The organism is Thalassomonas actiniarum, assembly GCF_000948975.2.
Lineage (GTDB): Bacteria > Pseudomonadota > Gammaproteobacteria > Enterobacterales > Alteromonadaceae > Thalassomonas > Thalassomonas actiniarum.
The window spans coordinates 5,613,048-5,635,395 of the sequence record NZ_CP059735.1 but is presented as its reverse complement, the minus strand read 5'-3'; the positions used below and the strand labels follow the sequence as shown (position 1 = coordinate 5,635,395).

Below are 22,348 nucleotides of genomic sequence, written 5' to 3'. Positions count from 1 at the left end.
ACCGGTTTAGTTTATTGACCCGTTAATGGGAGATAAATCAGCCTGGCAATAAATATTGCCGATGCATTATTGATTCAGCTCAGGTTAATGCCTGATAGCAATACTAAGGCAATAGAGCTGGTGGTGAAGTTGCAGGGGCTTACAGCGTTAAAACAGGGTATCGACAGATATCTGATGATTAAGAGGAGATAAGTGATGGCTAGGAATACAGTCAGAGCAAGGTTAAAACCGGGTTGTCTGTTCACGTTTATTTAAAGGTTTTTGTGAAGAAATAAAAGGTTCCACTTTAAAGGGAGCAGGGAAGTTAGCTAACAGGGGTTAGCTGATTTAATCATAACAGTGAGTTAAGCCGGAAACCGTATTTAGGGGGATTTCCGGTAACGTAGAAAAATAACAGGATAGGATGAATATGGGCCAGTCAGTTGTAGGTTTTGCTGCGACAAATACCTGTCGTACGCCAAAAGGTTCGGATTTATTAAAGTATGCCAGACAAAGCCGCGGGTACACGCAAGCGGAGTCTGCTGCCGATTATGGCATTGAAGAGCGAACCTTGCGCCGTTGGGAGAATAATGAATTCAACCCGAAATGGAATGACGTTGTCGGGTTAATCGAAGATGTTTATATGTTAAAAGTCATTGATGTCATAGGAGAGCTGTCTAATGGATAATGTCATGTCAGAGCAAGTAAATACGCAGATCAATATTAAGGCGCTGCGCAGCGAGCTTAAGGCCTGGGGCAAGTTTTGGCGGAAAAAAGAGTCAGTGAACGGCTTTGCTTCAAGTTCTATCCGCGAACGTTATGACAGCGGCACCGGCGATAAAAACCGTGCGGAGAATATTTATGTACCGGGACAGGTTGAAGAATTAACGCACTTTATTTCCCGGCTCAGACCCGAATGTATCCGGGCGTTACGTGCCCGTTATGTGGTGGATAAGCCGCTCGACAGTGCGGCCACCCTGATGGGCTTTGACTCAAAACGTTCGTTGCAGTTTTGGCTGGCAAAAGCCGAACGAGGCTTGATTTCCGCTATGTAAGCTCTTGCTGCTCTTGTGATGTTAATGTTTAAGGGGCTAAGCAAGTGACTCTTTTATTCACTCTACCTGGTTGTTAGTTTTGTGTTCTTCGGGGTTTATTAATATGCGCGCGTTAATGGCTCCCTGGCATAAGTAACAGCAAAGTCGCCGGTTTTTTGCAGGCGATGACTACTCTCTCGAAAATACTCTCTTTATCCCGCGGGGAAACTGCCGGGGTTAAACCGATCTTTTGTTTTATCGCCGATTACTTTACTCGAGCCGCTAGCCGATGCGAGCCGCCAAGTGAGCTCAGGGCAGACTTGTCCTGTTGCCTGGCCTGAAAAAAGCTAAAATAACCCTATTGTTAACAAAACCCTTTCTGGTTTTATTTTACACTTTACCGGGCCCAAAGAGCTAATAACTGTTTGGGCTTTTTTTATGTCTATACAAAATACCGTTGAACAAATTAAAAAACATGAAGGCTTTCGCAGCCATCCCTATTACTGTACGGCGAAAAAATTCACCTTAGGTTATGGCCGTAACCTTGATGATGTCGGTATCAGTGAGCAGGAAGCGGAAATTCTATTACAAAACGATCTGAGCGAATGCAAGGCCGTGGTTAAACGTAATATTGATACCCGCCATTGTAACGATGCCCAGGTTGGGGTGTTGATCAATATGGCCTATAACCTGGGAGCAAGCGGTCTTATGGCCTTTAAGAAGATGCTTGCCTGCGTTGAGGTCGGGGATTTCTCCGGGGCCGCCAATGAAATGCTTGATAGCCGCTGGGCGCAGCAAGTGCCTAACCGGGCCGAAGAGCTGGCCAAGCAAATGGTGCTGGGCGAATGGCAAAAGGCATGAGCTGGTTCAGTGCTTTATTGGGCGGCAATATCAAAGAGCCGATCCAGGCGGTGGGGGGCATATTGGATGAGTTATTCACCAGTGAAGAAGAAACCCTTAATTTAGCCCTGATCAAGCACCGCTTGTTACAACAACCGGCGCTGGTGCAGGCGGAAATCAACAAGGTACAGGCGAGCCATCGTAGTATTTTTGTTGCCGGGGCCCGGCCGTTTCTGATGTGGATTTGCGGCCTGGGGTTCTTGTTTGCCTTTATTATCAATCCCAGTTTGCAATGGCTGTTTCCTGAAATAGGTGCACCTGAATTGCCGCTGGAGGTGATGATGGAATTGACCCTGGGCATGTTAGGTCTGGCCGGGTTGAGAACCGTCGAAAAAATTAAGGGAGTTGCTAAATGATCCCCGAAATAAATAGCCATTTGCAGATGGCTGCAATTTTAGCGTTAAGCATATCAGGCTTAGTTGTATTAACAGCCACAGAGAAAATTAAGGGGGTTGCTGAATGAGCCAAGAAAAACCAAGGGGCCAGTTGAATATGGCACGTAGGGAGAAGTTAACTACATCAGACTTAGTTGTATTAACCGCCACAGGGAACATTAAGGGGGTTGGTAAATGAACCAAGCGAAACAAATTAGCCATTTGAATAAAGGGCAAATGAGAGGGTTAAGTGTATCTGACTTAGTTTTATTAACCGCCACAGGGAACATTAAGGGGGTTGGTAAATGAACCAAGCGGAACAAATTAGCCATTTGAATAAAGGGCAAATGAGAGGGTTAAGTGTATCTGACTTAGTTTTATTAACCGCCACAGGGAAAATTAAGGGGGTTGGTAAATGAACCAATCGGAACAAATTAGCCATTTGAACAAAGGGCAAATGAAAGGGGTAAGTGTATTCGACTTAGTTGTATTAACGACCTCAGGGACAATTAAGGGGGGCTGCTAAATGAACCAAGAGGAACACTGGCATTTGAAGAAGGAACTTAACCTGGCCCATATCATCACCACGGTTACTTTGCTGGTCACGGGGATTTTATACTTGAGTGGACTGGATAAACGTATTAATACCAACTCACAAGAGATCCAGCACCTTAAGCAGATACGTAATGAAGATCAAAAAAGGATCGAAAAGCGGCTGGATTCGATTGATAAAAAGCTCGATACCCTGCTCAGTGGTCGTAAGTTATAACTCAGATTTTTTCTCCTTAGTTGCAGGTGATATGGATATCCCTATCGGCATAAATTTGCGCACATAAGTCCTGCGTTAACCTTAACAAAAGTCTTACTTTTAGGCTGTAACCTGTGAGTGTTTACCCATGAATTTTTCTCCAACAAACAATGCGATTAACCTGTCTTTGCTGCCGCCCCCTGAGATCATTGAATCGCTGGATTATGAAGATATTCTCGCCAATATGACCGCCGACCTGAAAAACCGGATGCCGGAATTTGATGCTATGGTGGAGTCCGATCCTGTTTTTAAAGTACTGGAAATTGCGGCCTACCGGGAATTATTGTTGCGCCAACGTATCAATGAAGCTTCAAGGGCGGTGATGGTGGCTTATGCCGGAGGCACAGATTTAGATCACCTGGCGGCGCTATTTGGTGTTGAACGCCTGGTGATCACCCCGGCAGATCTTGAGGCAAATCCTCCGGTGAAAGCGGTAATGGAATCCGATGAAAGACTGCGGCAACGTATTCCGTTCTCGCTGGAAGGTTATAGTACTGCCGGGCCTTCGGGAGCTTATAAATATCATGCGCTGGCGGTATCAACCGAGGTAAAAGATGTCGCCATCTCCAGTCCTTTACCGGGGGAAGTACATGTTGCTGTGCTCAGCACTTTGGCCGATGGTACGCCTGATGAGGTATTGCTCGGGCAGATCACAGAAACCCTGACCCATGATGATATCCGGCCGTTAACGGATCGCGTTATCGTTAAGGCGGCAAGTATCAAATATTATCAAGTAGATGCCGAACTGTTATTTCACAGCGGCCCGGACAAAACGCTTGTTGCACAGCTGGCAAGGGAAGCGCTTACCCGTTATTTGCATGAAGAGCAAACCTTAGGCAATGAAATTACCCAGTCGGGAATTTTTGCCGCCCTGCATCAGCCGGGGGTGAAAAAAGTGATTTTACAAAATCCGTCAACCGATATTGCAGTAGCGGCGGATGAGGCCGCTTATTGCACCGATATCAATCTGGCGATTGGAGCAAGTTATGGATAATGCAGCAAGTTTGTTGCCGGTAAACGCTACGCCACAGGAGCGGGCAATAGAAGGCGTGATGTCATGCGCAACCAGTCTGGAGTTGGCGATTGCACAACAATGGCACCCGGATACCTGCCCGGCCTCGCTTTTACCCTGGCTGGCCTGGTCCTTATCCCTTGATGAATGGGACGAAGCCTGGAGCGAGCAAACCAAGCGCAATATGATCAAACAGTCTGCGGCGGTGCACAAGGTTAAAGGTACGGTCGGCAGCGTCAAACGGGCATTGGCGGCTTTAGGTGTCAGCCTGGAGTTTATCGAATGGTTTGAGCAGGATGTCGACCTTACCCTGGCCCCTATTCATAGCACTACTCCCCATACCTTTGTTTTTATTGCCTGGGTCAATGCCCAGGCCTATAGCAGCAATGCCGTGGTATTAGATCAGGCACTTTATGACGCCATTGACCGGGTGACCAATAAGGTGAAACCGGCCCGTTCGCACTTTGACTTTCTGGTGGGGGCTAAAATCAACGGCAATATCCGTTTGGGCGCAGCAAGTTCAGGATGGCTGCAAAGCCGTCGGCTGAGTAATGAAACCAAACCGGTACAGGTACCGGCAAGTATCGGCACGTTAGCGGCCCATATGCATTTGAATGGAAAGCGTTATGCCGTTGGCCGCTTTTATTTGCGCTAAGGGCTTAGCAGCTCTTCTGCTTTTTAATCAGATATTTTATCAGGCGTTTTATAAGACTTTTTCATAGGGCTTTTTTATAAAGCTTCTTTATAAGGAAATAGAGGGAGGAAACCAGGTGAGTACCATATTAACACCCACCATTACCGAGGCCGGATTACAGGCGTTATTTAATGCCCAAAGCAATGGCCTGCAGGCACAAATCAGTGCCATCGCTTTAGGCGATTCGGCCTATGTGCCGCAGCAAAACCGCACGACGTTAACCAGTGAAAAGAATCGCATCAATATCAGCAGCGGCACTTTAGTGAGCCCAACCCAGCTTCATATGAGTGTTATCGACGATAGCAACAAAACCTTCTGGGTACGAGAAGTCGGTTTTTATCTTGATGACGGCACCTTGTTGGCCGTGTATTCGGAGCCGGATAAGACGCTCGCCTATAAATCGCCGGAAGTGGATTTATTGCTGGCTTTTGATCTGGCCCTTTCCGGGGTACCGGCGGGCTCGGTGAATATTATCGATCAAGGGGTAGATTTAAATATTTTGATTGCCCCCGAGCTGGCGAAAATGGCAACGGCACAAATCAGCAATATGTACCGCCACGTAAAACACTCATTTTTATTGCAGGATGCCGGGCTGATTTAACCGGGCTCACTTTCACTTCATTTTAACTTCAAACAAGTACTCATTTATATTTAAAAGGATAAGGATATGGCTTTAGAGCAAGATATTGCCGATCTGGTACAGGCGTCGAATAACCTGACCGGGGTGGTGGATAATAAGATACAGTTAATTGACCAGAAGGTTGCGCAAGCACAAACTCAGTTTCAGCAATGGCTGGATACCCGTCATGTCGGCTTTAGCTTAACGGATACCCTGTTAGATCACAGCGACAGTTATATTAGCATTCCGCCAAGGTTCAGTACCCTGGAAGAGGCGGAAGCTTTTAGCTTTAATGCCGCCGAAGATTATGCGCCGCAAAATGGCGAAGGAACGGAGAGTTATTATGCCGATATCTACTCGAAGACCCCGGGCGCGACCAATTGGTATTCAGAGCCGGGCCCGACGCAATTTACCGGACGAAAATCGGTTTATGCCAATATTTCGGTAGGTACAGCCCCGCACCCGTCGCCTAAACCGGTAAATAGGATAGCGGTGTTGATGAATTCCATTGGTTCACATCATAGATGGATAACCACCGGAGATCCTACTCCGAACTACGCTCAGCCGCGAACATTTATGAATCAGAGCATTAATGCCAACCGGGAAATTAAGGGGCAATCTTACGGGGTGACCAACTATGATGACTTGATGGCGTTTCATGAGAATGAAGCGGCCGGTTTTCCTGTGGGTTTCTCTACGGTCAGGGTGATTAACTTAGGACCATACCCGATTCAGATAAAAGGATTCTGGTTGATTCATCACGGTTATCAAAAGGAGGCTTAATCATGAAACTTATTAATAAAACCACAGGTATCGTTGAATTTGATGGCCCGGCAGCACAATTTCCCGGCATTGACGTTTTCCAGCATGATGAAGTTAATGCCGAGTTCGAATTGATCTGTACCGCCGACGAGCAAAGAGCTTCCCTGAGGGATAAAATTACCGTCAATGCTGGCGATACTGAGTCTTTGTTGGGGACGGCAACGGATGGCATGCACCTCTTGCTTTATCAAGTAGCTAAATTGAGTGCGCAATTAAGCACGGCAGAGTCTTTAGCGCAAGTACGTGCCGCCGCCCAGGAGCTAAACACACTTTTAGCTGATTTTGTGACTAAAGTGGATAATCAGGAAGTGAAGCTGCCTTATCAAACAAAAGGTGTCGATGTTGTTATGCAGGACATTGAAAATAGGGCCTCTGCGGTAAACCAGCTGATTACTGAAGCATCTTGATGGCCTACCTGCTTGTGAGTTAAGTGAGCTGTGCTTCAACCCCGGAAAAGCGGTCGAAATTGACCTGTTGTTTGCCGGGAAAAAGCGTATCATTTAGCTATTCTGGTTACCCCGGCAGGGCTTATTTTACTGTGCCGGGGTTGCCTTAAAAGTTAAGGTTATTGAAATGAATAACCATTTTTGAAAGCCTCTGTTGTTATTTTTCGTTTCGTTTTTCTATACCCGTAACAGGACACCAACCGGAAGGTATCCAACTCATTTTCCTCCCCTTTAAGTTAAAAAAGTAAAAGAAGTTTATGTCAGCTTATAATTTATTGGACCTGTCCCAGGTGCCTGTGCCCGATATTATCGAGGCGCTCGATTTTGAACATATTTACCAGCAGCTCAAAGACCAGCTGTTGGCGATAAACCCGGATTATCAAGAAGTACTCGCACTTGAATCCGAACCTATGGCAGTATTGCTGCAAAGTTTTGCCTATCGCGAATTGTTGTTGCGGGCACAAATCAATGATGCCACCCGCGCCAATATGCTGGCCTCGGCCACGGGCAATGATCTCGAAAATATCGGCTCCCGCTACAATGTCGCGCGCCTGGTAGTGCAGGAGGCGGATGAAAGCACCACCCCGGTGACGGCACAAATTCTTGAAGACGATACCAGCTATCGCCGCCGTATCCAGATGGCCTTTAACGGTCTGAATACTGCTGGCAGTGAAAATAGCTATATTTTTCATGCCTTAAGTGCCGATAACCGGGTGGCGGATGCCGACGTGGTCAGCCCGCAGCCGAGCGATATTGTGCTGACCATTCTGAGTAAGGAAAGTACTGATGGCATTGCCAGTGATGACTTGCTCATTAAGGTACGTAATTATTTTGGTCTCAGTGATGATGGCTCAAGCTTATTGGTGACAGCTGACAGTGAAAACCCTGTTCATGGCGTCCGGCCGCTGGGGGATCGTCTTACCATTAAAAGTGCCGGGGTACAAAACTATCAGATCCAGGCAGAGATCTCGTTGCTAGCCGGGCCGGGTAAAGAAAACACTCTGGCCCTGGTTAATGAGGCTTTGGCCGCTTATACCCGTGAAAATCAAATATTAGGGAAAAAAGTGACCTTGTTAGGCATATATACCGCACTGAATCAGGTGGGAGTTGACAGTGTTAACTTACTTCAACCGACACAGGATATCCAGGTAGCCAGTGATCAGATCGCTTATTGCAGCGATATCATTTTGACCGAGGCAAGTAATGGCTGATCTTGATTTATCGGGTGGCAGCACCTTAAATGCCAGCGCCTTACCCGCAAACGCCAGTGAGCTTAGCTACCAGCTGGAGCAGGTCATGGATAGCGGTTTCAGCGCCGATAACCTGCCCGTTGAAATAACCAAGCTTTGGCAATCCGAGTCTTGTCCCGAACATCTGTTGCCCTGGCTTGCCTGGGGCAATGGCGTAAAGAACTGGGATGATAGCTGGCCGGAGCAAACCCGGCGCGGCGTGATCGCTAACTCTTTCGAGGTACATAGCTACCAGGGCACCCGTTATGCCATCGAAAAAGCACTGCAGCCGTTAAAACTGGAAACCGAAATCCATGAGTGGTTTGAAGTGGATCCCAATACTAGCCCCGGTACCTTTGCCGTAGATGTCTACGTGTCGGAGCAGGGGATCACCGATGAGCTGATAAACACGGTACATGAATCCATCACCAGCAATAAACGTGGTTCAAGCCATTATACCCTGACCATGAATTTAAGTGCCCCGGGAGAGTACTATCAGGCGGGGACGTTACAGCTTGTTGGAGAAGTGGACGGGAAACCGTTTGAGCCAGTGCTTGATGGTATTGACTCGACCCATTATCGCTGCGGCAGTTTGCAAGTGCATTGCCGGATAGAAGGTGAACCCTATGTGGCAGGGTAAAGGCTGAAAGCCCCTAAGTGGCAGCTAAGCCAAATTAATGAAAAGACAATTAATGATAACCGAAGTACAGGACTGATAGATAATGTCATCTAAAAATGAATCCCTGTGGTTAGCCTCAGGTATGGTGGGGGAAAACCAGGCCAGAACGTTAAACCAACCGCTTGAATTTACCCGGGTTGTTGTGGGGGATGGCAACGGTAACTATCCCCCTTTAGATAGTGCGTTAACTGCTCTGGTTAATGAAAGACTTACCGGAGAAATATTGACCCACAAGTTAGATCCCGGCAATGCCAATCAACGTATTATTGAGATGAGCATTCCGCCTAGCCTGGATTTTGAAGCGATAGAGCTCTTGCTTTATGCCAAATATGGCGAAACAGAATTTGCTCATACTTACTTTCGTCTGGCGGCCCCTTTTCCGGTACGTACCATAGAAAACGGTGGCTCTCAGCTAAAACTGAAATATACCATCAGGGTGAGTCAATACTCTGATTTTAGTGTCAGCATATCTCCAAATCTGACTTATTTAACTACTGCTCAGTTAGCAGATACCCAGGCGGTAGCTATTGTTGCTAATGAGAACGAAGCTGGTGATGAAGCTGTTACTACAAGTAATAAATTACATATTTTTACCAGGCATGCCGATCTGAAAATTCCCGATGATAGTGGTACATCGTTCCGGCTTATGATCGATGAAAGTGTTGATTTAGCCTCTGGAAAATGCCGGTTATTCGCACCATCAGGGCAGAAAGTATCTGTTAATGGGGTAATGTCGGATATCGCCAATTTCAAAGAGTCCGGTGTTGTCCACCATGTAGTAAAGGTTAATGGAATTTGGAAAATATGATTGAAACAGATGTAAAAACAACTGGTGGCGGAGCGTTTGAGATAGGCGATTATATTGTCACTAGCAGAACCATGCTTGATGATGGAAGGCGACTTTTGATACCTGATGGTTCTGAAGTGGACGCCGGAGAATATCCGCTTTTGGCAGCAACAATCGCTGATTCTGTATCTCCAGGCTTTGCCTTTAGTTCTGGGACAGGAAATATGGAGACGTATGACTTAGACGGAAACTTAGATGCTAATAGAGCGGTAACAATAAAATCTTATTATGGAAATGATGATTACAGTTATTGGGATGGTAAAGCATGGTTAACTTCAGACTTGGCTTTTACTGGTACTAACCGAAAAATACTAGGTTTAACAGTGTCGGATGACGGCTTGAATGTGTTAATTATTGGCGATTCTGTCGGAGATAATTACATTCAATGGCAAAGGTCAACCGATGGGGGGGTTACCTTCGGCGCAAGAAAAGAAATGACATTTACCACAGGGCCGTACTTTTCAAAAATTAACGGTTGTGAAGGAAATGCAGATGGCAGCGAAATTTTAATTTCATTTCGTAACCCCGATACAGCATCAGTTGAGCTTCATAAATCCGTTGATAGCGGTGAATCATTTCAATTGCATAAAACATTGATTGATGCCCCTAATGTCAGAATGAAAGCGAGCCGGGATTTATTAACTATTGCTTTGCACCTTCAAGGTTATGACCGTATTGAACTCAGCAAAGATGGTGGCTCGATGTTTAACAGTATTATACTTGAACCTCAGGTTGTAGCGGGCGCTGAAAGCTCTTATCAAATTGCGGTAGGGCCGGATGGCAGCACAATAGTTGTTGCCAATTATTATACCGGTGTTATGCAAATCTCGACGGATAGTGGTGAAACATGGAAAGTTGTTACTCCTGTTATTTTTAATTATGACCAATCTGTCTATTCACTCGGTTTCACTTTGGGGCAAATTGTTATTGGAAAGACTTCAAACTCCATTCATGTTAGTTTGAGGTTGAGAAAGGATGTTTCAACAGCTGATGTCTATGTTACTTCCAGTTTTGATTCAGGGGAAACATGGACGAATTCTTTTATGTCAAATACAGGAAAGACGGAAAATTATAATCCAAATGGTCTCATCGTTTCGTCAAATGGGTTAAAAGTTATGTGCTTGATTAATGGTGGTGGTAACCCACTCGCAAGAATTGCTACTTTTAATCAGGGTAAGCTTCTACCCAACTTAACTGGAGAATCAGTTCCCTGGAAAATCGTTGCCGATTCGCTTTCATAAAGTGAAAGTCAGGATACTGCATTCTGGGTATAAGTTTTAATAAAATTGAACTTATAAATTTTTCTCTGCGTGCGAACTGAAAAATCACTTTTTTATCTTTCACTAGTGATGGTCAAGTAAACAACTTGACAGGCATTGCAGTGTTCACTGTTCTCTAAGGACAACTCTTTCATGTCATCTAAAAACGAATCCCTGTGGTTAGCCTCAGGCATGGCCGGTGAAAACCAGGCCAGGGCACTGAACTTGCCACTTGAATTTACCCGTGTTGTGGTAGGAGATGCCAATGGCAGCTATCCCCCCATGGACAATACTATAACTGCGCTGGTGAATGAACGTATCACCGGTGAAGTGCTGGATCACAGATTAGATCCCAATGACGCCAATCAACGCATATTGGATATGGCGATACCACCAAGCCTGGATTTTGATGCGGTTGAATTATTGCTTTATGCCAAATACGGTGAAATTGAATTCCCCCATAGCTATTTTCGTCTGGCGGCGCCATACCCTATCAGGACACTGGAAAACGGTGGTTCGCAGGCGACTTTAAAATTTACCATACGGGTGGGGGGAAGTAGTGATTTTACTGTTTTTGTTTCGCCAGATCTTGCGCATGTTGCCCAAGACTTGTGGGAGGAAAGCTATAACTCGCTTTATATCACTCAAAATACCGTAGCGCAAATCAGTCGTAATAAGTTACATGTGTTTCTTAATTATGCGGATTTGCAAATACCTGATTCGTCAGGGGATAAATTTCAATTTATGGTTGACCCCAGTGTTGACTTAACCATAGGTAAGTGTCGTTTATTGCCCCCTGAAAATGAGTCAATAATGGTAAGTGGTAAATTGGCTGATGCGGTCAATATTAAAGATAAAGCTGTGCTTCATCACGCGATAAAAGTAAATGGGATATGGAAGGTATGATTGAAATTGATTTAGGCGGAGAGGTTACTACCAAGCTATCAAGTGGTCGCATTGTCTTTGATGCAAGGACACAGACTGAAGAAGGTAATGCTTTGCTATTGTGTGATGGTTCAAAGTATTTGACAAGTGATCATCCTAAGACGGTGGAAAACCTTGACCCGTCATTAATTGAGCAATCAGCAAAATGGTTGCCAACGAATAATAGTCTCGGATTTACTCCGACTTATATTCAAAAAAGTGCCGTAGATGACACTCTTTATGCCTGGGATGCTTATGGCATCGTTGAATCCGTTGATAGTGGTAGAACCTGGACTGAAAAGCGACTGTGGAATGCCGCAGGCCATAATATTTACGCACCACAAATGGGGCTGGTTAGTAATAAGTTATTAACAGTTGAAAATATTGGAAATGGTAATGATGGAGACCCGCGTATTTTAGTTTCGGATGACCTTGGTAAGAGCTGGAGGGTTTCCGCAATAGAGTGGGGTGGAATTAATGGTGCCTGGACAACCTTTGCTATTTCGCAAAATGAATCCATTTTATGGGTTGGCGGACGCAAATATTGGACTTCTTCGACAGTAACAGAAGATTTAAGCCGTAGTTGCTATTCAACTGATAACGGAGTTAATTGGTCTTCGTTACAAGTCTCAGGAAATGTTATTGGTTTTCGTGGAGAGAGTCATTTTGTTGATAATTTAACAGTAGTTACTGCTTGGGGTGGGTCAAATGATTTTTACTACGGCAGGTATAATAGTTATTGGAATAAAATAGCCGCAATAGATGCAGGTTATGCATTGAAGATAATCCGAGACTGGCAAAGTAATCAATTCTGGTTTGTAAGTTCGAATATGATTTATAAAAGCTTGGATACATCACTGACAAACTTTAAGGACTATAATTTGCCAGTTGATTTTTCTAGTGCAAGCGACGTTTGTGAGACCGATGCAGGCGATGTTTTTATTATTGGAAGCGGTGGAAGCTATCAATTAAAAAGTGGCGAGAGTCAGTGGCAGCATATTTATGTAAATGAAGGTATTGAGCAAACAATTTGGGGACGATTTTTTACCTATGAAGGGAGTGATATATATATCGCCGAGAATGTCAGTGGCAATATCTATACCTGTGATAGTAGCGTTTCAGATTTTCTTTTTACTACACCTGATTTTAGTAGTGAGGTACTGGGAAGCGTAATAAAGATGGTGGGAGATATCGTATGATCTTGTCTTTCTTTGATGAATACAGTTTTACGGTAATTTAATATGCTGCCTGATGTTTCCGCACTTTATCGTGATGACTTAGATGCATTTATTTTAAATCATCCGTTACAAACCCCTGAGATTGATTTACCCGCAGGTATGTTATCCGACGGCTTCTCCTCCCCTTGGTACTTACGTTGGTACGTTAACCGGGTAGAGCAGGGCTGGATTGCCGCCTGGGTGCATGACAGGTGTTACCAGCAGGCGATCAATACCAAGCCTTGGGCGGATAAGTTATTTTATAAAAACTTACGTCGTTGCCGGGTGAAAAAATCCAAAGCTAAAATCATGTATCTGGCGGTAAAGCTGTTTGGTAAAGGCAGCTATTAATCCTTGAATGTTGAGGTGTTATCGATTTGTTATGTAAAGGGTTTCATGAAACTTTGCCCGCTTTGGCGGGCGATTTTTTTATGTGAATGTTTTTATTATTCCAAAAAGAACCTCATGCAGCAGAAATAGCCGGAATGTAATTCACTCAACCTGATTTGATTGTCAGCCGGGGGAGTTGCTTCCCCTGGTATTTGATAAATATCTCCCTAGTTACCCTAACTCAAGGCAAGCGCCTTAAATACCCCGGCCCGGCAATGGTTATTGCCGGGCTTTCTTATATTTGAAGAGGAAAATATGAGTAATAGTTCTATTGATTTTAATGCACTGCCATCCCCTGATGTTATTGAAACTATCGAGTTTGAGCAGTTGTTCCAGGAGCGCAAACAGCGCCTGCTGGAAATGGCGCCGCAATATGCTGAGGCGCTGGAGCTGGAAAGTGAGCCGTTAGTGCAAAACTTACAGCTGGAAAGCTATCGTGAAATGTTGCTGCGTCAGCGTATTAATGAAGCAGTATATGCCAACTTACTGGCCACTGCACAAGGGGCGGATCTGGATAATCTCGGGGTTTTCTACGGGGTGTTGCGCTCACCTTTGGAAGACGATGAAACCTTCCGTTTGCGTATCCGTGACCGCACTATTGCTTCAAGCACTGCTGGTAGCAAGGCCCATTACCGGAGCAGGGCGATTGAAGTGGATCCGGTAGCCATTCGCGATGTTGAAATCGACAGCCCGATCCCGGGGCAGGTGCGTGTTTCTGTGTTGGTGCGCACCGGTTACGATGTTGATGAAATTGTTGGCAAAGTCCGTGACCATGTCACCGCAGAAGATGTGCAGATGCTCACTGATACCGTGGAAGTGGTGTCTGCTGAGCTGATCCCTGTTGATGTTACCGCCGATATTTATCTGCACCCGGATACGCCGCAAGTGATTTTCGATTCTCTGGAGCAAAGCCTGCTTGATGCCTGGGAGCTTTCTGCGGAACTCGGTTGGGATCTGACCCCGAGCTGGCTTGATGCCCAGTTACATAAAGACGGTATTCATTATGTTGAGCGCAGTACGCCGACAGCATTAATTACCATAGCCGCCAATCAATGTGTGGTGCCGGGTAATATCAATCTGACCTTGAAGTCACGGGGGGAATTATGAGCTTATTACCCCCGAATGCCTCCGAACTGCAGCGTCATTTAGCCGAGCTTAACCAGTTTAAGCCGGAATTTGAGTTGGCGCTAAAGCAGATCCGGGAGCTGAAAAATACCCCGTCGGATGAGCTGCTTCACTGGCTGGTATGGGAATATGGTCTAGAAGCAATATTGCCCTACAGCAGCGATATGCGTCAGATGCTGACCACTGGCTTAAACTGGCAGCGTATCCGAGGTACTCCCGGGGCGCTGAAAATGGCGCTGTTATGGTTAGGCATTGTCAGCCCGGATATCGAGCATGAAGCGCCGGGCCGGCATTTTTATGAGTACCAGATAGATCCGGGCAAGGTGCCGGGTGATGAAGACATCACCCGGATCATCAACCTGGCGCGAATGTCGGCACCGGTGCGTTCGCGCCTGGCGCGGATTTTTCACGATTACGATGTGCGCAAGTTAAAACTGTCTGAGCAGCATGTCAGTGAGTTTGGTCACCTGTTATCGGACTACTCGGGGATTGCGGTCGAAGGCGGTGAGACCAAACTGTCGTTTAGCCGCAAGCACAGCAGTGCGGCTAGTGCGACTGAGTATCAACAGGTTTCTGCCCGTAAAAGTCTCAGAACCGATGAGATCCGTTACATCAAAGAGCCTATTTTAGGAGAAATGACCCTGAGTGAGCGTTACGATCATGGTGTGTCCAGCATACGTGCCAGTGTCAGACAACTGACTTCCGGTTTAAGTTATGCGGCATCGGGCTGGTTGGGTAAATGGACGGCTACTCCCTGGTCGAAAACCAATTTTGCTTTTATTGGCGTGAATCATACCAGTGTACTTGGTGCCGCCATAGAAAGTAGCCAAGGGAGCACAGTACAAGTCATGGCTGAATTTACCGGCAAGCCGGCACAGTAGCGCTCTCTTTCAGGGGGAAACCTTGCGTAGACTTTGCGCGCTTTAGAAGTTATCAAAGGCATTTCATTTGTGCTGATTTTTGAGCGCCAAAAACCATCAAGGCGAGTATGGTGATAGCCAGTAATGACCGGCGGATAATGAATTTCCGGTCATACTTGACCTGTTACCTTGTGAAAAAAAGCGTATCATTTAGCCATACTCGCAGATGAAGCCTGTATTTAACAAGAGGGCTTTCCTTCTTTCTTGATATCTTTGCCTCCTGATAAGGGGCAGGATTAAATCTTCTGATTTTAAATGCCCAGTTAACCGTTATTGCTAAAGCTAAGTATCTCAACTTAGTGTTAAGACTGAGGTTTTTACTTTAAATAAAACTACATCTGTCTCAGGGAGGGGATATGACCGCTTTTAAATTACTGGACCTGTCTAAGGTGCCTGTCCCGGACGTTATTTCGTCCCCGGACTTTGAAACAACTTACCAGGAATTAAAGGATATCCTGATTGGCCTTAAAGAAGAATATCGCGATGTGCTGGCGCTGGAGTCTGATCCTCTGGCCAAGGCTCTGCAGGTGTTTGCCTACCGGGAAATTTTGCTGGAAGCAAAAATTAATGATGCCACCCGGGCTAATATGCTGGCAACGGCTACGGCAAATGATCTTGATGCCATAGGTGCCCGTTATAACGTCGAACGCCTGGTGATCCAGGAAGCGAATGTTATTGCTGTGCCGCCGGTGGCACAGGTTCTGGAACAGGACAACAGTTACCGTCGCCGTATCCAGATGGCCTTTGACGGTTTAAATACCGCGGGCAGTGATGACGCTTATGTGTTTCATGCCTTATCCGCCAGTGGTGAGGTGTTGGATGTCGATGCCTCCAGTCCGAGTCCCTGCCATATGGTGGTCACTGTCTTAGGGCGAAACGGTAACGGTATACCCGACAATAATGTCTTGGTTGATGTGCGCCGTTATTTCGGCCTCAGTGATGACGGCAGCCAGGTGCTTGAAACCGCTTCTAAGGTCCGTCCTTTGGGGGATAAAGTTTCTGTGGTGGCGGCACAGGTGGTTGAATACCCGGTTGAGGCGGTACTTACTATCCTGCCGGGACCGTCGGGGGAGGTGATCCAGCAAGCCGCCGAGGATGCGGTGTGGGCTTATGTCCGGGACCGGCATAAGCTGGGGTATGACGTGACCCAATCCGGTTTGTACGCTGCTTTACACCAGGCGGGGGTTCATAGTGTTGAACTGATCACGCCGACAGCCGATTTGAAAATGAATAATGTTCAGGCGGCATATTGTAGCGGTGTTCAAGTGACGATAGGAGGCGTGGATGTCTAGTCCTGATCAGGATAACAGCCTGTTACCGCCTAATGTTACCGAGTTGGAATATCACCTTGAGCAAGTTGTCAAAAAAGCGACTGACTTGCCGGTGCCGATAGCCCAGTTGTGGGATCCCCATACCTGCCCGCTGTCACTTTTGCCCTGGCTGGCATGGGCGTTCTCGGTTGATGAATGGGATGACCGCTGGCCGGAGCATATTAAACGCCAGGTAGTGCAAAACTCTTTTGATATCCATCGCTATAAAGGCACTCCTTATGCAGTGCAGGAAGCGTTGGACAGTTTAAATATCAAAACGCACCTGCGTGAATGGTGGGCGTCAAACGGCAGCCAGGAGCCCGGTACCATGACGGTAGTGGCGTTAATTAATGAAAACCTCACCGACAATGACGAAGGGGTCATTACCCGGGAGATGCTGGAGCAGGTTACCCGGGTGATCAAATCGGCGCGGCGCGGGGTTATTCACTTTGATGTCGAGCTGGGGTTGGCGCTGGAGGAAAGTTTTGCGTTTTCAGCGGCCGTTGGGCCGTCAATTGGCGTGATGGCAGATAACCTTGAGTCAGAACCTGTGGTGCCCGACGCCATAAGTGCTGGTTTGGGCTATAGCGGGGTTATACATCGACTGGATTTTAACGATCAGCAAGTCGAGTTTTCCCCCCTGGTACCTGGGCTGGTTTTTGCCAGTCCTCAGCTGACCGGGGTCAGTCACCAGATGTGCTTATCTGATATTAACTTAGAAGGGATACTTTATTAATGACAGGACTTAAGCGGCAATTTATGAAAATGGATCTGGCTAGGTGCCAGTTTGATATCGTTGACATTGACTAAGAAGGGATACTTTAATGGCAGGACTTAAACTGCAATTTACAGAAGCCGGACTGGCTAAGCTGTTGTCTGAACAAGACAAAGGTTTGAAAGGTGAGATCACACATATGGCCTTTGGTGACGGGGCTTATGCGCCGGGCAAAAACCAGACGGCTTTACTCAGTGAAAAAGAACGCATCGAAGTGATGGATTACCAGGGAGACGGTAAAAACTTACGCATGGCGGGCAAATTTGAGGGCGAGCTTGAATACGCTATCCGCGAAATAGGTATTTTCCTTAGCGACGGTACTTTACTCGGGGTGTATTCCCAGGCAGGGAAGACTTTGGGTTATCGCACACCGGTGGTGAAGATCATGCAATGGTTCACCCTCAATATCGAAGCCTTGCCAACCGACAGTGTCACTGTTGTCGTTGGCAGTGAAAACCTTAACCTGGTCATAGATGAAGAATTCGCACAAATGGCCGAGGTGCAAATCAATACCCTGCACCGGCAAATGCAGCAGGAATTTCGCCTGTTAGCCCTTGAGCAGCAGGCGGCTTCATAGTCAAGCCAATAGCAGGCTTTTTTGTGTAGCCAATACACTGGGCTGCTCAGCTGCTAAAGCAAAACTAACTCAAACTCTATTCAAGTTTCTATTCAAATTAACGGTCTGGTGAATTGGCTTAGCCTGCCGGGCTTTTCAGTGCGGCGTGCATCAAGCAAGGCCGTAGAACAACAGGAGGACAAGAATGTCTTTAACACAAGATATTGCCAATGTGGTCCAGGCAGCTGAGAACATGACAGCGACCGTGACCGGCAAAATGGGGCAGATTGACCAGCGCATGGATGCTGCCGAAGCAGAATTTGATGTCTGGCGAAACCAGAAAGATGTGACCGGCGATATCGCCGTCAACGGTGCGATGCGCTTGAATATTTTTCAGGGCTTTCTTCATTCCACCGGAGCGCCGTACGGCTTTGGCGGAGATAGCGGCGGTTTTGCCGGAAAAATAGATGATCTAGGCTCGAGCTCGAATGTCTATTTACATTTTAAAACGCCAATGAATATCAATACCCATAGCGAAATGTATTGGTTCAATATCCGAGGTTATTGTTACGGCGGAGCCAAACTGATTGATGAGGTTATTGCCGGTTATTGCTATGCCACCAGCAAGTCGGTTATCAACAAAGCCAATGCCGGGGGCATGAGCCCCGACTCATATTCAGATGCAGCCGGTAATGTCATCTTGCGTATTTTGGTGCCTAATACTTATTACAACTCGGTGTGTATTGACACCATGCGGGTGGGCAATGGCCGCTTATTCAATGCCGGTGATTTGGATGTCAAAGTCTCGCTTGCCGATACGGTTGATTTTTAACATTAGGAGTATGTATGGATAATATCACTTTACCAACGCCGACCACGGAAGAAATCCAGTTAATGGCATGGACCCGGATCAGAACGAAACGGGATGCGTTGATGGCCGCGACCGACTGGACACAAATTGCTGACAGTCCTCTGTCTGCAGAAAAAAAAGCTGAGTTTGCCCAGTACCGTCAGGCCTTACGTGATTTGCCGCAATCAACGGCTAATCCGGATGATATCGCTTGGCCGCTAAAACCTGAATAATGGGCTGATTGTTCGGTTACCAATAGTTAACCCCGGGTTCTTGCCCGGGTTTTTGCTATTTACCCCCAGAGCCCTGTGCTTTGGTACCTTCAGGGAAATTGTCGTTTAAATTAAGCTTAAGTTTACGTCAGCAAACTTAAGCTTAATTTAGCCGATAAAGGTTATCAGGTCAGACTTGACCTGTAACGCAGCGAAAAAAAGGGTATTATTTTCCCATACTGACAAAGAAGCAAACAAAGTGCTTTTGACATCAGGTGTTAACAATATTTAATCAGCTGAGCTGCAATAAACCCGGTTTACCAGGTATCAGCGGCGCTCTGTTTTTATGGCAATGTTCTCTGAATGTATTGCCGGTCAGACTTGACCTGTAATACAGCGAAGAAAAGGGTATTATTTCCCCATACTGACAAAGAACTAAATGACAGACAAACCGTTATCTCAGGCTTCTCCGATATCACGGTTTGTCTGTTTATATGGCAATATTCACTGAGTTTACCGCCGGTCAGACTTGACCTGTAACGCAGTGAAAAAAAGGGTATCATTTACCCATACTGACAAAGAAGCCGATTAAAGGTTTCATTAACTACAGCAATGAAAAAACAGCCATTAAAAAGAAATGGTTGCCTTTTAAAGAAACCCGCCGCCGGCGGGTTTTTTCGTTTTTACCCGACGATAAACCAACGACCGGAACTGAATTCAGTTATCCCGGTGCTGGTGTTATGTGTGCTGGCCATAAGTTATTGAGCTTATGGCTGGTGATGTTCGTCATTAACCCCACAGGAGTGAACTACAGTGGCCATACTTACCCAAAGCGGGCGTACTGCCCTGGCGGAATTTGTTGCCAGCCAGCCTATTTTTATCGGCTGGGGACGAGGTGATGTCAGCTGGGGCGACAACCCCCCGGCAGAGCAGATCACCAGCACGACATTACTTGATGCTTTTGGCTATCGTAAAGCCAAAAGCATTAAATTTTGCCAGCCGGACAGTGACGGTGTGATTGAGGTACCGACCGGGAAATTTTCCCTGGTGGAAACACCGACCAACCATATTTATCTCGAGTTTAATTTCGACTTCGACAACGGCTTAGGGGAAACCTTAAGGGAAGTGGCGGTGATGGTTGGTGCTCAGCCTAAAGCCGGCTTGCCTGACGGGCAATATTATTTTACCCCGGACGAGCTGGAGTCTGCCGGCAGCCTAATGCTGCTGGAGCATCGCAAGCCTTTATTCCGTGACCAGGGGGTCAGGGAAACATTTGAATTTGTCCTGAGTTTTTAAAGGAAGCTTTATGCAAGATTATTATCAAAGATTTGACCCTGCAAAGGGTTATGAACAACTGCTGTTTCGCTCGGGCAAAGGTTTGCAAAGCGCGGAATTAAACGACATCCAGGCCCAGGTTTCTCACCAGGTTAAAGGTATTGCCGATGTCTTGTTGAAAGACGGCGATGTTGTGCTTGACGGCGAACCTGCGGTGAACAGTGAATCCGGCCTGGTACAAATTGGTGCCTGTTCGGTTTATCTTCGCGGTCAGGTGCGTAGCCTGGAGCCGGCAGAGCTGGTGGTTGCTACCGATCAGATTGTCGATATCGGCGTCTGGCTCAGTGAAAGTGAAATCACCGAACTTGAAGATCCCAGCTTAAGGGATCCGGCCGTTAGCGCCCACAACTACGACGAGCCCGGCGCTGCGCGTTTAAAAATCACTTGCCAGTGGGGCCTGGCTACAGACAGCGGCTTTGATGACGCTAACTTTTACCCGGTATATCGCATCGACAAAGGCGTGTTGATCATCAAACAACCGCCGCCGCAGCTTGATGCTGTGACTGTGGCGCTGGCCCGTTACGACCGTGAAGCCAACGGCGGCAGTTATGTGGTTGACGGCATGAAATTAACCTATCGCGATATTGAGGGTGATTATCAGGTTTACAGCCTGGAAGAAGGCAAGGCCCATATCCAGGGCTATGAAGTGTCTTTTCCCACCTCACGCCGTGAGCTTTTTGCCTATGATCCCGACCAGCAGCTGATAGAAAGTGAGCCGCATGTTTTTACCCCGGATCAAAACGGTGATATGCGTATCAACCTGGCTTTCTCTCCGGTAAACAATATCAGCCGGGTAGATGCCAATCTGGAAAAAACCGTCACCCTGACCCGCAGTAACATACGCGGCTCTGTCGATCCGCTGCCGGATGTGGCGGTTTATGCTTTAGTCTCCGTGACTCAGAACGAGACGGTTTATCAGGAAGGGGTTGACTATAGCCTTGCCGGCAATCAGGTCAACTGGGGCCTGGGTGGCGCTCGGCCGGATGACGGCGAAAGTTATCAGGTTGTTTATCAGTTCCGTGAACAATTGGATGTCACCGCCGATGAAACCGGTTTTACCTTAAATCAAACCCTGGCTGACGGCACCACCATAGTGGCGAACTCTGCTTTTGATGTTGATTATCAGTGGAGTATGAACCGCATCGACCTGGTGGTGCTGGATCAACAAGGCCAGGTGCAGCGCATTAAAGGGGCATCCAACAGTTATGAACCGACGGCGCCGGTAGCCCCGGATAATCAGCTGGTGTTGGCGCAAATCAGACAAAACTGGTTTAGCGACGGCAAACCGGAAGTGACCAATTTAGCGGTACGCTCGGTACCTATGTCGACGCTGGAAGAAATGCAGCAGCAAATCGGCGATTTATATGACCTGCTGGCAATTGAGCGCCTGCGCAACGATGCCAATGCCGAAGAGCCGGCAGCCAAACACGGGGTTTTTGTCGACCCTTTCCTTGATGACGATATGCGTGATGAAGGGCTGGCACAAACGGCCGCCATTATTGACGGTGAGTTGATGCTGCCGGTGGAGGTCGAAGTCAGCGATTTAGCCTTGCCCAGTGAAGATCGTCCGGTAACGCTCAATTACCAGCTTGAAGCCGTGCTTGAGCAGACCATGAAAACCGGCAAAATGAAAGTGAACCCTTATCAGGCGTTTTCACCTATCCCGGCAACAGTGAAACTTACCCCGGCGGTGGATCACTGGACCCAAACCACCCGGGTCTGGACCAGCCCTGTTACCCGCTGGATCACCCGTGGCTGGTGGCGGGTAAGGCAGCGGGTATGGAATAGCCGCACCCGTACCTGGAACTGGGTCTGGCGCAGGGGCTGGAATACTGTCAGCAATACCAATGAAACTGTGTCGGTTTCTTCCACCGCCGCCGAGTTTTTGCGGGTACGCCAGGTGAATTTTGAGATCACCGGCTTTGGCGGTGGCGAGAAATTAGATCAGCTGATGTTTGACGGCGTCGACATTACCTCGGGAGCAAGATAATGGTTTTTGCACAGGCAACAATAAAGATTACAGCGGGAGCAA

The 22,348-nt window shown here is 47.0% G+C and carries 26 protein-coding genes; all 26 read left to right on the top strand.

Annotated features, from left to right (window positions below; translation table 11 throughout):
• Window positions 1–409: 409 nt before the first annotated feature.
• The gene (locus SG35_RS24565; protein WP_152646839.1) at window positions 410–667 is read left to right on the top strand and encodes a helix-turn-helix domain-containing protein; all 258 of its coding nucleotides are present in this window, start codon (window positions 410–412) and stop codon (window positions 665–667) included.
• 4 nt (window positions 668–671) lie between these two features.
• On the top strand, window positions 672–1,034 hold the full coding sequence (locus SG35_RS24560; protein WP_044836147.1) for a hypothetical protein: 363 nt from the start codon (window positions 672–674) through the stop codon (window positions 1,032–1,034).
• Window positions 1,035–1,451: 417 nt separating this feature from the next.
• Window positions 1,452–1,874 carry a glycoside hydrolase family protein gene (locus tag SG35_RS24555; RefSeq protein WP_044836093.1) on the top strand — a complete coding sequence of 141 codons (423 nt, stop codon included), beginning with the start codon at window positions 1,452–1,454 and terminating at the stop codon, window positions 1,872–1,874.
• Entirely contained in the window at window positions 1,859–2,269 is a 411-nt protein-coding gene (locus SG35_RS24550) for a 3TM-type holin (protein ID WP_053043460.1), read from the top strand. The genes SG35_RS24555 and SG35_RS24550 overlap by 16 nt, the downstream gene beginning before the upstream one ends.
• Before the next feature lie 544 nt (window positions 2,270–2,813).
• Window positions 2,814–3,056, top strand: coding sequence for a hypothetical protein (locus tag SG35_RS24545; RefSeq protein WP_044836095.1), 243 nt, complete (start codon window positions 2,814–2,816; stop codon window positions 3,054–3,056).
• A gap of 127 nt (window positions 3,057–3,183) precedes the next feature.
• Window positions 3,184–4,089, top strand: coding sequence for a baseplate assembly protein (locus SG35_RS24540; RefSeq protein WP_044836096.1), 906 nt, complete (start codon window positions 3,184–3,186; stop codon window positions 4,087–4,089).
• On the top strand, window positions 4,082–4,762 hold the full coding sequence (locus tag SG35_RS24535) for a phage tail protein I (protein ID WP_053043461.1): 681 nt from the start codon (window positions 4,082–4,084) through the stop codon (window positions 4,760–4,762). Before SG35_RS24540 ends, SG35_RS24535 begins: the two co-directional genes overlap by 8 nt.
• A gap of 115 nt (window positions 4,763–4,877) precedes the next feature.
• Window positions 4,878–5,402 carry a phage tail-collar fiber domain-containing protein gene (locus SG35_RS24530; RefSeq protein ID WP_044836097.1) on the top strand — a complete coding sequence of 175 codons (525 nt, stop codon included), beginning with the start codon at window positions 4,878–4,880 and terminating at the stop codon, window positions 5,400–5,402.
• Between the two features lie 66 nt (window positions 5,403–5,468).
• Window positions 5,469–6,203, top strand: a complete 735-nt coding sequence (locus SG35_RS24525) for a hypothetical protein (protein WP_044836098.1) — start codon at window positions 5,469–5,471, stop codon at window positions 6,201–6,203.
• A gap of 2 nt (window positions 6,204–6,205) precedes the next feature.
• On the top strand, window positions 6,206–6,649 hold the full coding sequence (locus SG35_RS24520; RefSeq protein ID WP_053043462.1) for a hypothetical protein: 444 nt from the start codon (window positions 6,206–6,208) through the stop codon (window positions 6,647–6,649).
• A 296-nt stretch (window positions 6,650–6,945) separates the two neighbouring features.
• Window positions 6,946–7,899, top strand: coding sequence for a baseplate assembly protein (locus tag SG35_RS24515; protein WP_044836099.1), 954 nt, complete (start codon window positions 6,946–6,948; stop codon window positions 7,897–7,899).
• Complete coding sequence (locus SG35_RS24510) at window positions 7,892–8,557, top strand: phage tail protein I (protein ID WP_053043463.1); 666 nt, start codon at window positions 7,892–7,894, stop codon at window positions 8,555–8,557. Before SG35_RS24515 ends, SG35_RS24510 begins: the two co-directional genes overlap by 8 nt.
• Before the next feature lie 82 nt (window positions 8,558–8,639).
• Window positions 8,640–9,404, top strand: a complete 765-nt coding sequence (locus SG35_RS24505; protein ID WP_044836100.1) for a phage tail-collar fiber domain-containing protein — start codon at window positions 8,640–8,642, stop codon at window positions 9,402–9,404.
• Complete coding sequence (locus SG35_RS24500; RefSeq protein ID WP_152646840.1) at window positions 9,392–10,684, top strand: hypothetical protein; 1,293 nt, start codon at window positions 9,392–9,394, stop codon at window positions 10,682–10,684. Before SG35_RS24505 ends, SG35_RS24500 begins: the two co-directional genes overlap by 13 nt.
• A 171-nt stretch (window positions 10,685–10,855) precedes the next feature.
• Window positions 10,856–11,608: a phage tail-collar fiber domain-containing protein gene (locus tag SG35_RS24495; RefSeq protein ID WP_044836102.1), complete on the top strand. Its 753-nt coding sequence runs from the start codon at window positions 10,856–10,858 to the stop codon at window positions 11,606–11,608.
• Window positions 11,605–12,825 carry a sialidase family protein gene (locus tag SG35_RS24490; protein ID WP_274055276.1) on the top strand — a complete coding sequence of 407 codons (1,221 nt, stop codon included), beginning with the start codon at window positions 11,605–11,607 and terminating at the stop codon, window positions 12,823–12,825. Before SG35_RS24495 ends, SG35_RS24490 begins: the two co-directional genes overlap by 4 nt.
• Window positions 12,826–12,867: 42 nt before the next feature.
• Window positions 12,868–13,194 (top strand): DUF1353 domain-containing protein, encoded by a 327-nt coding sequence (locus SG35_RS24485; protein ID WP_044836104.1) that lies wholly within the window; start codon window positions 12,868–12,870, stop codon window positions 13,192–13,194.
• A gap of 294 nt (window positions 13,195–13,488) precedes the next feature.
• Complete coding sequence (locus SG35_RS24480; protein WP_044836151.1) at window positions 13,489–14,340, top strand: baseplate assembly protein; 852 nt, start codon at window positions 13,489–13,491, stop codon at window positions 14,338–14,340.
• Window positions 14,337–15,239, top strand: a complete 903-nt coding sequence (locus SG35_RS24475) for a phage tail protein (protein WP_053043464.1) — start codon at window positions 14,337–14,339, stop codon at window positions 15,237–15,239. Before SG35_RS24480 ends, SG35_RS24475 begins: the two co-directional genes overlap by 4 nt.
• Before the next feature lie 395 nt (window positions 15,240–15,634).
• Window positions 15,635–16,570, top strand: coding sequence for a baseplate J/gp47 family protein (locus SG35_RS24470; protein WP_044836105.1), 936 nt, complete (start codon window positions 15,635–15,637; stop codon window positions 16,568–16,570).
• Window positions 16,563–17,324 (top strand): phage tail protein I, encoded by a 762-nt coding sequence (locus SG35_RS24465; protein ID WP_044836106.1) that lies wholly within the window; start codon window positions 16,563–16,565, stop codon window positions 17,322–17,324. Before SG35_RS24470 ends, SG35_RS24465 begins: the two co-directional genes overlap by 8 nt.
• 88 nt (window positions 17,325–17,412) lie before the next feature.
• Complete coding sequence (locus SG35_RS24460; protein ID WP_044836107.1) at window positions 17,413–17,940, top strand: phage tail-collar fiber domain-containing protein; 528 nt, start codon at window positions 17,413–17,415, stop codon at window positions 17,938–17,940.
• A gap of 184 nt (window positions 17,941–18,124) precedes the next feature.
• Window positions 18,125–18,751 (top strand): hypothetical protein, encoded by a 627-nt coding sequence (locus SG35_RS24455; protein WP_044836108.1) that lies wholly within the window; start codon window positions 18,125–18,127, stop codon window positions 18,749–18,751.
• A gap of 14 nt (window positions 18,752–18,765) precedes the next feature.
• Complete coding sequence (locus SG35_RS24450; RefSeq protein ID WP_053043465.1) at window positions 18,766–19,002, top strand: tail fiber assembly protein; 237 nt, start codon at window positions 18,766–18,768, stop codon at window positions 19,000–19,002.
• Window positions 19,003–19,794: 792 nt separating this feature from the next.
• On the top strand, window positions 19,795–20,277 hold the full coding sequence (locus tag SG35_RS24445) for a hypothetical protein (RefSeq protein WP_044836109.1): 483 nt from the start codon (window positions 19,795–19,797) through the stop codon (window positions 20,275–20,277).
• A 10-nt stretch (window positions 20,278–20,287) separates the two neighbouring features.
• Window positions 20,288–22,306: a DUF4815 domain-containing protein gene (locus SG35_RS24440; RefSeq protein ID WP_044836110.1), complete on the top strand. Its 2,019-nt coding sequence runs from the start codon at window positions 20,288–20,290 to the stop codon at window positions 22,304–22,306.
• Window positions 22,307–22,348 lie beyond the last annotated feature (42 nt).

Bases quoted from the DNA above. Each gene is read 5' to 3' on its own strand.
- SG35_RS24515 (WP_044836099.1), top strand. From the start codon at position 6,946: ATGTCAGCTTATAATTTATTGGACCTGTCCCAGGTGCCTGTGCCCGAT.
- SG35_RS24505 (WP_044836100.1), top strand. From the start codon at position 8,640: ATGTCATCTAAAAATGAATCCCTGTGGTTAGCCTCAGGTATGGTGGGG.
- SG35_RS24460 (WP_044836107.1), top strand. From the start codon at position 17,413: ATGGCAGGACTTAAACTGCAATTTACAGAAGCCGGACTGGCTAAGCTG.
- SG35_RS24565 (WP_152646839.1), top strand. From the start codon at position 410: ATGGGCCAGTCAGTTGTAGGTTTTGCTGCGACAAATACCTGTCGTACG.
- SG35_RS24490 (WP_274055276.1), top strand. From the start codon at position 11,605: ATGATTGAAATTGATTTAGGCGGAGAGGTTACTACCAAGCTATCAAGT.
- SG35_RS24495 (WP_044836102.1), top strand. From the start codon at position 10,856: ATGTCATCTAAAAACGAATCCCTGTGGTTAGCCTCAGGCATGGCCGGT.
- SG35_RS24480 (WP_044836151.1), top strand. From the start codon at position 13,489: ATGAGTAATAGTTCTATTGATTTTAATGCACTGCCATCCCCTGATGTT.
- SG35_RS24455 (WP_044836108.1), top strand. From the start codon at position 18,125: ATGTCTTTAACACAAGATATTGCCAATGTGGTCCAGGCAGCTGAGAAC.
- SG35_RS24450 (WP_053043465.1), top strand. From the start codon at position 18,766: ATGGATAATATCACTTTACCAACGCCGACCACGGAAGAAATCCAGTTA.
- SG35_RS24535 (WP_053043461.1), top strand. From the start codon at position 4,082: ATGGATAATGCAGCAAGTTTGTTGCCGGTAAACGCTACGCCACAGGAG.
- SG35_RS24525 (WP_044836098.1), top strand. From the start codon at position 5,469: ATGGCTTTAGAGCAAGATATTGCCGATCTGGTACAGGCGTCGAATAAC.
- SG35_RS24440 (WP_044836110.1), top strand. From the start codon at position 20,288: ATGCAAGATTATTATCAAAGATTTGACCCTGCAAAGGGTTATGAACAA.
- SG35_RS24520 (WP_053043462.1), top strand. From the start codon at position 6,206: ATGAAACTTATTAATAAAACCACAGGTATCGTTGAATTTGATGGCCCG.
- SG35_RS24510 (WP_053043463.1), top strand. From the start codon at position 7,892: ATGGCTGATCTTGATTTATCGGGTGGCAGCACCTTAAATGCCAGCGCC.
- SG35_RS24545 (WP_044836095.1), top strand. From the start codon at position 2,814: ATGAACCAAGAGGAACACTGGCATTTGAAGAAGGAACTTAACCTGGCC.
- SG35_RS24470 (WP_044836105.1), top strand. From the start codon at position 15,635: ATGACCGCTTTTAAATTACTGGACCTGTCTAAGGTGCCTGTCCCGGAC.
- SG35_RS24465 (WP_044836106.1), top strand. From the start codon at position 16,563: ATGTCTAGTCCTGATCAGGATAACAGCCTGTTACCGCCTAATGTTACC.
- SG35_RS24550 (WP_053043460.1), top strand. From the start codon at position 1,859: ATGGCAAAAGGCATGAGCTGGTTCAGTGCTTTATTGGGCGGCAATATC.
- SG35_RS24555 (WP_044836093.1), top strand. From the start codon at position 1,452: ATGTCTATACAAAATACCGTTGAACAAATTAAAAAACATGAAGGCTTT.
- SG35_RS24475 (WP_053043464.1), top strand. From the start codon at position 14,337: ATGAGCTTATTACCCCCGAATGCCTCCGAACTGCAGCGTCATTTAGCC.
- SG35_RS24485 (WP_044836104.1), top strand. From the start codon at position 12,868: ATGCTGCCTGATGTTTCCGCACTTTATCGTGATGACTTAGATGCATTT.
- SG35_RS24540 (WP_044836096.1), top strand. From the start codon at position 3,184: ATGAATTTTTCTCCAACAAACAATGCGATTAACCTGTCTTTGCTGCCG.
- SG35_RS24560 (WP_044836147.1), top strand. From the start codon at position 672: ATGTCAGAGCAAGTAAATACGCAGATCAATATTAAGGCGCTGCGCAGC.